The organism is Mucilaginibacter sabulilitoris (genome assembly GCF_034262375.1).
Taxonomy (GTDB): Bacteria; Bacteroidota; Bacteroidia; order Sphingobacteriales; family Sphingobacteriaceae; genus Mucilaginibacter; species Mucilaginibacter sabulilitoris.
Genome location: NZ_CP139558.1, coordinates 3,174,252 through 3,187,158 on the forward strand (window position 1 = coordinate 3,174,252; position 12,907 = coordinate 3,187,158).

Below are 12,907 nucleotides of genomic sequence, written 5' to 3' on the forward strand. Positions count from 1 at the left end.
GCGATTGCTTCGTCGTTCTTCCTCGCAATGACATGTTGATTTTTCCTCCCTCTTTTCGCCAAAGGCGAAGAGAGGGGAGGCGAGCGCAGCCATGTCGGGGTGAGTATACCTGCTATTTACCTTTTAAAGCCTCGCTGATTTTGGATGTTTGGGTCGCTACCGCTGCATATGCGTACATGGCGACGGCTTTTAGTTTGCTGTCGCGCTTTTTAAACGTCCATACATCCTTCATAAACTCTTTATGGTTTTTACTGTTCAGCGTATCAAAAGCTACAGATATGGTAGGCGTTAGCGAATAGGCCGTATGCCAGGTGCCAAAGGGAATAAACAGGGTTTCGCCGGGGCCTACTACAAAGTTGATAGGAGTGGCTTCTTTAAACAAAGGGTGTTTATTGTAATCGGGTTCAAATACGTTTACCTCCGAGCGCCATGGATCATCAGGACGAGGATAAAGTAAATGTTCTTGTCCGCGTGGGAACACGGTAAAGCGTTTTTTGCCATAAAGCTGGGTAATCCAGGCATTAAGGTGGTAATAATCAATATGCATGTATGGAAACCTACCGCCCGGGCCGCCAACAAACATTTCGGTGGCGCCACCCCATTTGCCCAAACTAAACATTTTATTTTTCAGCCAGTTTGGCGACGCATAGTTCAGATCCAATGGGTCTAACAGCGGCATCAACTCGGGTATAGTGGCCGGGATATCGAATATTATAGGGTATACAGCCGGTTTCTCTTCGGTACTGGCCTCAACCATATCCATTGCCTGTTTAATAGTCAATATTTGGCCGCGTACGTCGGTTTTCCTGTCGGGGTAGTTTTCCCTGAACCAATCGGGGCTAAACAAGCCATTAGCTTTCCAAACTTTGGCAGCATTGGTAAAAACCAGCGGAATGCCGGGTTTATAATGCTCCTCCATAAACTCTTCGTAAGTGATGTTGTCTCTGCGGATGATATCCATGTTTAATAATAGGGGCTTAATAAGGTTAACATTATATGGTTGTTAACCTGGTGATAACAAAATAATAAAGGTTTAAATTGGTGCTGGTTTTCTTTTACCGTTTTACGCAAAAAACTAAACGAAGGTTGTAAAACAAAGTGTAGATTGGAGAAGAATTGATGTGTTGTAAGTAAGTTAGCAGAATGGTGTCAAAAAATAAGTAACCAGGTTGTAAGTATATCATATGTTAACTAATTGGTTTGTTAGTGTTTGTGTAATATTAATTGATTTGTGGTTTATTAAATTATTGTATTATTTAATTATTTATTCTTTTTTTTTGGTTATTTAAATATTTTTTAATGTATTATTGTGAAATCATTAACCTTAAAAATACCATGAAAAAAACACTAATTTTTAGTTTGGCTTTCGCCGGACTCCTGAGCGTTTCGTTGTTTTCCTGCAAAAAAGACAACAATATCGCAAACAAAGACACTGCTGATTTAAGCAAAGCACAGGTTACCAATGCCAATGGCAGACTGGTGTTTAAAGACAGTCAGGCTCTTAATCAAACAATAAATGAATTAATGAACAAGGATCCCGAAAGCCTTGTTAAATGGGAAAAAAGTCTTAATTTTAATTCGCTTAGAAGCGACTCTACAGCAGCTTCAAGCTTTGAGAGTTTTGGGTTTCCGGATTTTTATACCTCAATAATTAATAATAAAGGCGAGTATATGATAGGTGATACTATTGTATATTTTAATAATGGCTACAAACACCTCATAGCTAATAAGGATGAAGCATTACTGGCAAAAATTAAAAGTAATCCAAGCCTAAGTACTTTAAAATTTAAGGCTGGTAATCAGGTTATTTATAAATCTGCCGTAGAGGGATCGCTTTCAACCCAAAGTGTAGGCTTGGCTAATGGACAAATAGATGCCCGGTATCAATATCAATTTTTAAGAAACGGTGATAACAATAGCAAACGTAAGTTAGTGTTTGAAATTCAAAATTATGTTGAGGGAAATCCCTTTGCCTATATTTGCTATGTACATACCAGAATAAAGCAAGAATATTTAGGAGGTAATAAACCTAATAATTGGCTACCAGCAGGCGAACCAACAGAGAAAAAAATTACAGGGCTAAGCTTTGATGTATCTTTTATTAATACGGGTAACGGCACTACAACCCATGTTACAGGAGCAAATATCAATGCATCTCAAACCGATGGCAATAACCTTGACCGTGTTTTATGTACATTCCAGGCTTCGCAGTCAACCATTACTGCTTCAGTTAGAGGAACCTATTATGCCCGCGTTTTACCACCATATAACTCGGATGGCAAAAGTACCTACACTGTAAACGCTGTATGGTAATCAGCTTTAAGTGATCAAAAAAAAAGGCTTTTTAGTAAAAAAAAGCCTTTTTTGTTTAAAAGTACTACCCCAGAAATGATGATCAGGAAATATGATCTATTTGCCCCGTGCAGTAAAAGTATTTTTGAAGCACCATTAAGGATATCAGCCCCTCCTGTTTTTTATTGAGGAATTGTTTTACAAACTGATTCGCATTGTTAACTATGTCCAACGCCTCCGCATCATGGTCAATGTAATAACATAGTTTTTCTTCCAGGTCTGAGTAATCGTCTTTAATTAGTATATAATGATAATCAGGAATCAGCAACCCTTCCATAAACCATGTTTCATATTTGGGTTTGGGCATTACCGCTATGGAATTGGATGACATGATCCATTTTAAGTTAGTAGCCACATCATTGCCTTCTAAACTTAATATGAATTTATAGCCTAAATGTTCGGTTATCGAAATTTTGGGTTTAAACCATGCTGTATTTCCTCCGGTTTTATTAACCTGACCTAAATCGCACAGCTGGCTATTAAAGTATTTTTCCATAAAGGTAATCCGGTGCGGCTGGCTCATTGTTCCCCGGCCTATGAGCATGTTTTTTTTGTCGGCAAACTTTTTATCGTCATTTATAAAAACAAAATGCCGCTTTTTATCCAGCTTTAATAATACAGCATTGGCATTGTCGCCGGTAATGGGGCGGCTTTTTTGTATCGATGGAACATCCGGATTGTAAGTTACATCGCCAAAAAGAAAGTTTGCTTTGAGGTGTTTTTTAAAATAACGGGTAAATTCAAAAGTATCAAAATTGTAGGCTTTAGGACTTTTAAATATTTGCATGTTTTGCAGTTCAATGGCATTAGGGCCAACTGAAGTGAATTTTTCGAGCCTGTTATAATAATTTACCCGGTTTATTACATCAGTCTTGTTGTAATTGTTTATAGCTGATAGTTTTTTATTGAGCAAACTTTGATAAAATACGGACGGAATAATTTGCCTTAAAATGTTTTTTGCATAATAAGGGATTTTGCTTCTTTTAATTTCCGAACTTATTTTTTTAAAAGCCATAATTACATTGTTTATAGAATGATCATAAATTCTGCGCAATAACAAATCCACTTGCCCAGGCCCATTGAAAATTATAACCGCCCAGCCAACCGGTAACATCTACACACTCACCACCAAAAAATAAGCCGTGGACCTTTTTGCTTTCCAGGGTTTTAGATGATAGTTCATCAGTTGATACCCCGCCGCGCATTACTTCGGCCTTATCATATCCCTTATCACCGGCGGGTTTTACCTTAAACTCGTGGATCAGGCTGCTGATGTTTTCTATATCGGTTTTAGTAAGCGATGCCAAGTTCTTTTCTACCGGCAGCTTATCGCTCAGCGCTTCGGCAAATTTGCGGGTATAGAGGTTGGCCAGGTATGCCAGCAGCATTTTTTTGCCATTAACTTCCTTTTCGTGCTGTATAAGTTCAGCTATGTTTTGGTTGGGTAAAAGGTCGATATTGATGTATTCACCGGGTTTCCAATAGGAAGAGATCTGTAATATGGCCGGGCCGCTTAATCCCCAATGGGTAAACAGTATGTTTTCTTCAAAGCTGGTGTGATCGTTCCAAACCCGGCAAAAAATGCTGTTGCCGCTTAATTGCTCATACCAGGGCTGATCTTTCCCGGTAATGGTAAGCGGCACCAGGGCAGGAGCGGTATCGGTAATTTTGAGGTCGAATTTGCGGGCTGTTCTCAATCCAAAATCGGTAGCTCCCATTTTAGGGATAGGTAAACCGCCGGCGGCTACCACCACACGGGGAGCGCTTATATACTCCTGCCGCCCGTTAACTTCGGCCCTGACGGTAAATCCATCTTCGGTTTTTTCTATCATCTTAACCTCTGCATCGCACCAGATTTCCTGGTCGAGATCGGCACATAGGTTAGTGAAAACTTCTACCACGTCCTTTGCTTTATCGCTAACAGGAAAAAGCTGACCGAGGGTTTTTTCCTTCCCCACAATGCCATAGGTTTCAAAAAAACTGATGGTATCGTCAACCGTCCATTGTGAAAAGGCCGATTTAGAGAAGTGCGGATTTTGCGAAATAAATTGCTGATCGGTAGCATACAAATTGGTGTAGTTGCACCTGCCGCCGCCGCTTATCAGAATCTTGGCGCCTACACGATCATTTTTTTCGAGCACGAGGGTGCGTTTACCCAGAAAGCCTGCCTGCACAGCGCACATGAGCCCGCAGGCCCCGCCGCCAATTATTATTGCATCAAAATGGGTTTGTTTTGTTAAATTTGTAGTCATGACCGATGTTTCGCAAATATCAGAATTTGGAAAGATACTTATCTTTCTGATTACAGGAATAATAATGGTATGCGTTATATTTTTTGTTAACCGCCTGTTTGCCCCAAATAACCCCAATCCGGAGAAACTGACCTCGTACGAATGCGGTGAAGAGCCAACCGGCAATGCCTGGCTGCCGTTTAATTCGCGGTTTTATGTAATAGCGCTTATATTTTTACTGTTTGATGTAGAAATGGTGTTCATTTTTCCGTGGGCAACGGTATTTGGCAGTCATGAAATTATAGCACAGGATGCGCGCTGGGGCTGGTTTTCATTGGCCGAAATGTTTGTTTTTTTAGGCATCCTGATATTGGGCCTGGTTTATGTTTGGGCCAAGGGCGACCTGGAATGGATAAAGGCCAAGCCTGTAACACCCACCATTGATGTAAGCATCCCCGCATCAATTTATGAGAAACTGAACCTGGAACAAAGTACATACGCTGTTAAAGCATTTAGTTTAACTAATCAGGAGCCAGAAGCTATAGCAGTAGCCGAAGCGCCTGAACCTGCTCAGACGGTTAGAAAGCCTATGTTTAAACCAACTTTTAAAAAGCCTGCAAATGAGTAGTGATATAACAAGCGAAAGCGGTGGTGTAGTAGTTACCAAATTGGACGACCTGCTCAACTGGGCACGTTTATCATCATTATGGCCTTTGAGTTTTGGCATAGCCTGCTGCGCTATCGAAATGATGGGTTCCATGGCATCTACCTATGACCTTGACCGGTTTGGTGTTTTCCCGCGCCCCTCTGCGCGCCAGGCCGATGTTATTATTATTGCGGGCACCGTTACCTTTAAAATGGCCGAACGCATCAAACGTCTATACGAACAAATGCCCGAGCCAAAATATGTAATATCTATGGGTTCATGCTCCAACTGCGGCGGCCCGTACTGGCAGCATGGCTACCACGTAGTAAAAGGGGTTGACCGTGTAATTCCTGTTGATGTGTACGTACAAGGCTGCCCGCCCCGCCCCGAAGCCCTTATAGGCTCCATACTTGAACTGCAAAAGAAAATTGAGCAGGAACATCTGGTGAGAGGGTAAGGACATTTCTTCCTGCCAATGTTGGTGTTGTCACCCTATGTGTCCAAAAAAATCAAGATACATTTCAAATGTCTATTTTGGCTAAAGCTAACGGCAATGATCAATAAAGATATTTTAAATGATTTCGTTTATTGCAGTCCCATTTATGGGACAGATAGCCCACATTCATTTATAACATTTTATCGTATTATTCCATTGCATGAGCAACGCTTCAGATTTTAATAATATCATTGATCAATTTTTGGTAAGGCGACTGATCAATTCGCAGTTTCCGCAGTGGACCGATCTGGAAATAAGCCCTGTAGAACCGGGGGGATGGGATAACCGAACCTTTCGGCTTGGCAAACACATGACGGCGCGTTTACCAAGCGCTGCAGGTTACGCAGCACAAGTTGAAAAAGAACAATACTGGCTACCTAAGCTCGCGTCGCATTTAACGCTCCCAATTCCCACACCGCTGGCTGTCGGGAAACCAGGATTCGGCTATCCATGGCATTGGTCAGTTTATAGCTGGATAAACGGGGAGACCGCTGCCATTGAACGCATAGCTGATTTATCAGAATTTGCGGCTGACCTTGCCGGGTTTTTAAACGAGCTATATCAAATTGATGTGGAGGATGGTTTAGCGCCGGGTACGCACAATTTTTTTCGCGGCGGTTCGGTAAGTGTTTACGACGCCGAAACGAGGCAGGCGATTGCTCACTTACAAGGTAAAATTGATACTGCTGCAGCTATTGCAATTTGGGAAGAGGCGTTAAATGCTACCTGGACCGGAAGACCAGTTTGGATGCATGGAGATATTAGCTGGGGTAATTTGTTGGTGAATAATGGTAAATTAAGCGCTGTTATTGATTTTGGAAGCTCGGCAGTAGGCGATCCGGCCTGTGATTTGGCTATTGCCTGGACGCTGTTTAAGGGAGAAAGCCGGGCGGTTTTTCGCAGTAAATTAAATCTTGATAAAGCCACCTGGGCCCGGGGCCGTGGCTGGACGATATGGAAAGCCCTGATCGTAATGGCAGGCCTTTCAGGTACAAATCCTTTAGAAGTAGAAAATTCCAGACGGGTACTGGAAGAAGTGATTGCAGATTATCAGCAATCTGCTTGATTTATCCAGCTTACACTAACAATGGCTTCCGGTTTTAGTGTGTAAATTGTATCCCGACAGAACCCGTTGTTTATCAGTCATATTTTATAAATTTACTTTATAAAATATCTTTCATGAAAACCTTCTGCCTTAATTTTATCGCATTTATCTGGTTATGCCTTGGCGCTTGTCATGCACAAACTGCTAATCCCAAACAAGATATTTTCCCAAAAGGAACCACGTTTATCAGCAATATACCTTATGCAAGCGATACATTAAAAAAGCACCTGCTGGATATTTACCTGCCGCCGGTTGTTAAAAGCAGCTATCCACTCATTATATGGGTGCATGGTGGCGCCTGGATGCTGAACGACAAGTACGCCGATATGGGTTATATGACCCAAACCCTGAAAAAGTTTATGGATAAGGGCTATGCCGTAGCATCTATCGACTACCGGCATAGTACTACCGCGTCTTTCCCGGCGCAGATACAGGATTGCAACCAGGCTGTGGAGTTTTTATATCAGCATGCCATCAAATACAAGCTCGATCGTGATAAAATAGCGCTCATCGGTTTTTCCGCAGGCGGGCATTTGGCATCGTTACTGGCATTATCCAATAATAATAACATTAAGGAGTTTTACTATGACGGCAAAAAGCCAGGTTTTAAAATACGGCTGGTACTTGATTTTTATGGCCCTTCAGATTTTCTTTCCCTTAAAGGCAGCGAAGTAAATGATCCCAAAAGTCCTATAAACTTGTTGCTGGGAGCATGGGTATTTGACCGGCCCGATCTGGCTAAAATAGCCAGCCCGGTTACTTACATTGATAAAAATGATCCGCCGTTTTTAATAGTTCAGGGCGAAAAAGACGAATCTGTGAACCCCACACAGTCAATATCGTTAAGTCTGCACCTTAAACTGGCCGGTGTAAAAAACGACCTGATCATAGTGCCCAACGCGCCGCACTATGGCGTTATGTTTGATGCTGAAAATATCAGGGAGAAAATAGCTCAATATCTGGATGAGTTTATGAAGTAAATAGGGGAAGGGTATATCAGTGTAATACTTTTCTTTCTTCTACTATCTTTTTCAGCAAGGCTTGTAATACTACAGCGTTCCAGTCGTTGGCAAAACTGCGGCTTTTGTTTTGGCTTTTGTTATTGCTGTTGTATATCATGAAATAGCTCTGGTAACTGCTGATGCCTATGGCGTTCCACTGTAAAATGTTTTGCGGTTCCCAGCCAATACCATTAACATGAAACCGGATACCACACAAGTCAAACGTTTGCCGGATATTATACAACTCGTAATAGTAATTGTAAACGTTAACGAAATAATTTCGCCAAAGCTGCTGAATAATATCTGTCCAGAGTTTACTGTATAGCTTTTTACGGATATTGTAATAACTCGTGAGCTTTATACTGATAATTTTTTGCTGCTCGTTTTGAATTTCAATAAAATACTGCCGGCCTATGGTAAACGCGTACCCGTTAATCCAGTTAACACCATAGCGGAAACCGGTAATATTTTCGGCCGCGATAAAATCTGGAGGCATAAAGCTTAATGGTTTTTCAATAACGAGGCTTTCGGTTTTAAACGTAAGTATTTTGCTTGTTTTTTTACTAAGCAAGGCAGGAATTTCAATAAGGCAGGTATCGTTATTCATCAGCATAAAAATAGGCATCTTAACTTATAGTTTATTTATATGCACAAAATATTTACATATTAAAAAAGTGGCCGTTTTTATAAAAAAACTAACTTTAGATCCTGAAAATTACATCTGATGCAAAAAAAAGCACCTCGTAAAAGCAACGCCCTGCTCGCTATCCTTTGGATTGGTTTGCTCTGTGGCACGCTTGATGGCCTTGCCGCCATGTTGTTAAACTATAAAATTAGTCCGGCTATTATTTTTAAGTTTATAGCAAGCGGGGTATTCGGGCAGGCTGCCTTTAAAGGCGGAACCGAAATGATTGTAGCCGGGGTGGTGTTTCATTACCTTATTGCCATTTTATTTACAAATGCCTTTTATCTGTTGTATCCTTTTTTTAAAAAACTATTTAAAAACCCGTATCTGATAGCTGTTATTTACGGACTTGCCACCTGGATTATCATGAACCTGATGGTTGTGCCCGTTAGTAAAATAGGCTTCCATACCATTAAGATACAAGGTATTTTAACGGGTATGCTTGTTTTGATTATCTGTATAGGGCTACCTGTTGCCCTTAATGCCGACAGGCATTACAAAGCCGGTAAATTTGATATTCCGGATAGGTAAGGATATAAAAAAAGAGCCCGGTAATTTTCATACCAGGGTCCTTTTGGATTTAAAATTAAACAAACATACGATTAACTATTGGGGCATCAACACCCCGTTAAGGCCGTGTACAACGCCATTGGTGGCCATGAGGTCAAACGCTATAACCAGGGCAGCGTTGCCTTTGGCGTCGGTAATCTGCAAATTGCTCTTATCGTTAACAGATAGGGTTAATGATTCGCCGTCAATAGTTTTTAACACCGCTTTTCCCTTACCGGCACCAAGGGCTTTTATAATATCGGCCTTGGTATATTTACCTGCTACCACATGATACTTTAATACCTTAGCCAGTTTGGCATGATCTTTCATCAACTCGTCCATAGTTGGTTTGGGCACTTTGCTAAAAGCCACATCATTAGGGGCAAATATGGTAAATGGACCAGCAGCTTTTAAGGTAGTTTCCAGGTCGGCATTTTTTATAGCTAATGCAAATGGTGCATAATCTGTTGATGATGAAAGTACGCCCACTACATCGCCCGAAGCAGCAGAAGGTGCGGCAGGAGTTGCGGGTGCGGCATTAGTTGTATCTTTTTTGGTTGTGTCTTGCTGTTGAGTTTGGGCAATCGCTTTGTTCGATAAAATCCCCGTCGCTAATGATACGATTGCAATTAAAACTGACTTTTTCATGTTCATCTTTCTTTTTGTTTTAGTTAGTAATAAAATGTAATGAGTAGCAGTTTATCTCATGAATTTTCCTTTTAAATTATTTATAGTTGTCGATTGATGCAGTGTTATAACCTATAATTACATAAAATAGTTTTTAATTAATTAAAATTGGTTTGTAAATAACTGCAAACCAGTTAGGTATGGAGTGGCAGAGCAATATAAAGGAGGGTTTACTACACTAAGTTTACAGTTAAAACCGATTTGATGAGACCTTTAATTTAGAGAATTATCCTTCATTTCCCCAACTCGTAAAGCAAGCAGACCAAATGCAAAGGTTAGACTGACAAATATAAGTTGGTATAGGAACAGGAAAAACAAAGTAGTACGAGTTAGCATTGATGAGGAAGACGATTTGATCACGTGAAATACATCATCCCTTCCCCATTCTTTAATCAGGTTGGCTTTACTTCCAATGTCTGCCAGGCCTTGTTTTAGTTCTCCCCGTGGCCATAGCGGGAAAAATAACGGGCTTGAGCCGGCAACTTCGACCACATATTCGCTAAAAAGGTACAGATAGAGAAACATGGTAAAAGCGAATACCAGGATAGAACCAATGGTTAAGCTATTGATAGCTTTTATACTGAATGACTTAAACATGTTCTGATTAAAATGTAATAGCATCAGTGTAAAAATCCCGAACGATTCAATGGTAGCAAAGAACATCACTTTGGAGCAGTTTGGCGGTACCCCAATATTGGTTGCCAAAACCGCTAAACCCGGAATAATGGCGAATACTCCGGCAGCAGCCTGTAAAGATGTTTTTAACCTATTCATTTTTAAAAATCAACACTCACCTTTTGTATAGGTTCCAGTTCAAGGGGTTTTGTATAATGCGTACGGATTAGGTATTTATCGCCCAATTTAAAAATAACGGTGTACACAGTTTCATCTATGCCAACGCTGGTGTTTGTTTTATCGCTATCTACAAGAAAAGCCTCAATTAATACATTATTCTTTTGCCAGTTAGAGTTTTGTATCCTGTTAAGCCACACACGGCGGGGTATCAAATAAACTTCGGCTTTAACCGGGTTTGATACCAGCTGTAATTGTATTCCCCGGGCAGTTACCCCATCGTAGCTTACAATAGTAGCTGAAGACCAATTTTCACGATCACTTTCAGGTCCGCCCCACATAGCAGCTGCGTTACAGGTGAACATAGGGTGTAATTTGTAAATATTCAGGGGGATCCGCACTTTTACCAGAAAGCCCAGTGAGTCATTATCCAAAGGTATTAATGCAGGTGATGTCCAGTCAATATTATCCGTTTTATATTTTAATTTAAAAGCCTTTGGATTGCGCCAGCCCGGCACATTTGTAATTGGTACAGATAGATGTTTTATATGTAAAAATGTAAGCACCGTTGAGTCGCTATTATTTAATGGTTTACCGGCGGCGGCTACAGAATCGGCGTGCTGCTGAGCAGCGCATGTGAAAAATAAGTTTAAAAGAAATACTGCAATTAAACCTGTTTTTTTGAGAACCCGGGGCGATTTCATAATTATAGGTTTAGAAGTTGATAATGTAATCTAAATTAATAAAAATGAGGTATTTATCAAAGGAATGACTGATGTATAATCGCACAAAAAAGGCCCTCGACTTAATCACAGGCTTTTCGTTACAGCTGAAATTTAGGGGGTTATTTATTGCCCCTGCGCCAGGGTATAGCCTATCTTTCCGTCAAAGTTCATCAGGAATTCTACCGAACAAACTTTTACCCGTTCAGAAAAATCGGCCGCTATGTGCAGTAGCTCTTTTTGGGTAATTTCCCTGCCTGCCTTTTTTTCAAAACGAACGCGGTATTCGTTCACCAGTTCGGTATAAATAGAACCGGTGGGCCAAATCTGTGTGCCGCGGTTTGATATCATGACCAGCTCAAAATTATCGGTAAGTACGGTTTTGGCAATTTCGGCCAGTTCATTGGGCTGTATTTTTGACTCCACAAAAACGTCGACACCAATCATTTCTTCCTTTATATTGCTGGTAACGGTGAGCTTATTTTTCAATGGCTGCACGTGGCTGGCTTTATTTTCAAAATTGGTGTTGGAGAACACTCCGCCGCTGGCCGGTACCTTACCCAGGTTGGCAATAATGGCTTCGGTAAATTCGGTAGTGTTTGAAGCGGGAATTGATCTATCGCCGAAATCGCCGGTATGCACACCCTGTTCCAGTGTGTATAACAACGCGTTTTCAATATCAGCTGCGTTTTTTGAAAAACCCAGAAAGCGCAGCATTGAAATACCCGAAAGTAACAGGGCCGTTGGGTTGGCAATACCTTTGCCCGCAATGTCAGGCGCCGTGCCATGCACAGCTTCAAATATGGATATATTATCGCCAATATTGGCCGATGGCGCAAAACCCAGGCCGCCGACTAATCCGGCGCACAGGTCAGACACAATATCGCCCTGCAGGTTGGTTAACACAATAGCCTCAAATGTTTGCGGGCGTGTTACCAACTTCATACACAGGTCGTCGACGATAATGTCAGATGCTTCAATATCAGGATATTCCGGGGCTACTTTCTGAAAGGTCTCGAGGAACAGGCCATCGGTAAGTTTCATGATATTGGCTTTGTGGCCGCAGGTCAGTTTTTTTAGGCCCTTGCGACGCGCCATTTCAAACGCATAACGGATCACCTGCTCTGAGCCGGGGCGGGTAATGATCCTGCGGCCAACTGCTACATCATAAGTAAGCAGGTGCTCAATACCTCCGTAAGTATCTTCAATATTTTCACGAATAATAGTTAGGTTAATAGGAATGCCCGCCTTAGAGAAAACGGTATCAACACCGTTTAGTGTTCGGAAATCGCGTTGGTTGGCATAAGTGTTCCATACTTTGCGGGCGGTTACATTTATACTTTTAACGCCCTTACCTTTAGGTGTTTCCATGGGACCCTTAAACAGCAGGCCTAAAGTTTCGATGGTTTCCTTGGCCTTTGCCGTCATCCCGGTTGAATGGCCTGCATCAAAATACGATTTTCCCATCTCCACAAATTCATATTCTAATTGTACATCATTGGCTTCAAAAATTTTAAGCACGGCCTGCATTATCTCCGGTCCGATCCCATCTCCGTTGGCAACTGCTATTTTGGTTTTCATAGATAGTTTATTAAGTAAAAACGTTGTAAATTTAGCCGTTTTGGGCTTGTTCGCCTTGTT

The 12,907-nt window shown here is 41.3% G+C and carries 14 protein-coding genes; 6 read left to right on the forward strand and 8 right to left on the reverse strand.

The window, feature by feature from the left end; translation table 11 throughout:
* Nucleotides 1-112 precede the first annotated feature (112 nt).
* The gene (locus SNE25_RS13810) at nt 113-961 is read right to left on the reverse strand and encodes a cupin-like domain-containing protein (protein WP_321565687.1); all 849 of its coding nucleotides are present in this window, start codon (nt 959-961) and stop codon (nt 113-115) included.
* A gap of 374 nt (nt 962-1,335) precedes the next feature.
* Between SNE25_RS13810 and SNE25_RS13815 the strand changes: the two genes are divergently transcribed.
* Nucleotides 1,336-2,313, forward strand: coding sequence for a hypothetical protein (locus tag SNE25_RS13815; protein ID WP_321565688.1), 978 nt, complete (start codon nt 1,336-1,338; stop codon nt 2,311-2,313).
* An 82-nt stretch (nt 2,314-2,395) separates the two neighbouring features.
* Here SNE25_RS13815 and SNE25_RS13820 read toward each other — a convergent pair whose 3' ends face one another.
* Nucleotides 2,396-3,367, reverse strand: coding sequence for a glycosyl transferase family 90 (locus SNE25_RS13820; protein ID WP_321565689.1), 972 nt, complete (start codon nt 3,365-3,367; stop codon nt 2,396-2,398).
* A 22-nt stretch (nt 3,368-3,389) separates the two neighbouring features.
* Nucleotides 3,390-4,604 carry a BaiN/RdsA family NAD(P)/FAD-dependent oxidoreductase gene (locus tag SNE25_RS13825; protein WP_321565690.1) on the reverse strand — a complete coding sequence of 405 codons (1,215 nt, stop codon included), beginning with the start codon at nt 4,602-4,604 and terminating at the stop codon, nt 3,390-3,392.
* On the opposite strand from SNE25_RS13825, the gene SNE25_RS13830 reads away from it, so the two are divergent.
* From SNE25_RS13830 to SNE25_RS13845, 4 genes are all read left to right on the forward strand, one after another.
* Nucleotides 4,603-5,211 carry an NADH-quinone oxidoreductase subunit A gene (locus tag SNE25_RS13830; protein WP_321565691.1) on the forward strand — a complete coding sequence of 203 codons (609 nt, stop codon included), beginning with the start codon at nt 4,603-4,605 and terminating at the stop codon, nt 5,209-5,211. The genes SNE25_RS13825 and SNE25_RS13830 overlap by 2 nt on opposite strands.
* On the forward strand, nt 5,204-5,686 hold the full coding sequence (locus SNE25_RS13835; RefSeq protein WP_321565692.1) for an NADH-quinone oxidoreductase subunit B: 483 nt from the start codon (nt 5,204-5,206) through the stop codon (nt 5,684-5,686). The genes SNE25_RS13830 and SNE25_RS13835 overlap by 8 nt, the downstream gene beginning before the upstream one ends.
* Before the next feature lie 199 nt (nt 5,687-5,885).
* Nucleotides 5,886-6,791: an aminoglycoside phosphotransferase family protein gene (locus SNE25_RS13840; RefSeq protein WP_321565693.1), complete on the forward strand. Its 906-nt coding sequence runs from the start codon at nt 5,886-5,888 to the stop codon at nt 6,789-6,791.
* Nucleotides 6,792-6,904: 113 nt separating this feature from the next.
* Entirely contained in the window at nt 6,905-7,810 is a 906-nt protein-coding gene (locus SNE25_RS13845; RefSeq protein WP_321565694.1) for an alpha/beta hydrolase, read from the forward strand.
* A gap of 16 nt (nt 7,811-7,826) precedes the next feature.
* Here the strand turns inward: SNE25_RS13845 and SNE25_RS13850 are convergent, their stop codons facing one another.
* Nucleotides 7,827-8,456 carry a hypothetical protein gene (locus SNE25_RS13850; protein ID WP_321565695.1) on the reverse strand — a complete coding sequence of 210 codons (630 nt, stop codon included), beginning with the start codon at nt 8,454-8,456 and terminating at the stop codon, nt 7,827-7,829.
* Nucleotides 8,457-8,555: 99 nt separating this feature from the next.
* On the opposite strand from SNE25_RS13850, the gene SNE25_RS13855 reads away from it, so the two are divergent.
* Complete coding sequence (locus SNE25_RS13855; RefSeq protein ID WP_321565696.1) at nt 8,556-9,047, forward strand: hypothetical protein; 492 nt, start codon at nt 8,556-8,558, stop codon at nt 9,045-9,047.
* 75 nt (nt 9,048-9,122) lie between these two features.
* Here the strand turns inward: SNE25_RS13855 and SNE25_RS13860 are convergent, their stop codons facing one another.
* The 4 genes from SNE25_RS13860 to SNE25_RS13875 all read right to left on the reverse strand — a co-directional run bounded on the left by SNE25_RS13860 (nt 9,123) and on the right by SNE25_RS13875 (nt 12,847).
* Nucleotides 9,123-9,713, reverse strand: coding sequence for a fasciclin domain-containing protein (locus SNE25_RS13860; RefSeq protein WP_321565697.1), 591 nt, complete (start codon nt 9,711-9,713; stop codon nt 9,123-9,125).
* A gap of 252 nt (nt 9,714-9,965) precedes the next feature.
* The gene (locus tag SNE25_RS13865) at nt 9,966-10,526 is read right to left on the reverse strand and encodes a hypothetical protein (protein ID WP_321565698.1); all 561 of its coding nucleotides are present in this window, start codon (nt 10,524-10,526) and stop codon (nt 9,966-9,968) included.
* A 2-nt stretch (nt 10,527-10,528) separates the two neighbouring features.
* The gene (locus tag SNE25_RS13870; RefSeq protein WP_321565699.1) at nt 10,529-11,248 is read right to left on the reverse strand and encodes a hypothetical protein; all 720 of its coding nucleotides are present in this window, start codon (nt 11,246-11,248) and stop codon (nt 10,529-10,531) included.
* Between the two features lie 144 nt (nt 11,249-11,392).
* Nucleotides 11,393-12,847, reverse strand: a complete 1,455-nt coding sequence (locus tag SNE25_RS13875) for an NADP-dependent isocitrate dehydrogenase (protein ID WP_321565700.1) — start codon at nt 12,845-12,847, stop codon at nt 11,393-11,395.
* Nucleotides 12,848-12,907: the final 60 nt, after the last annotated feature.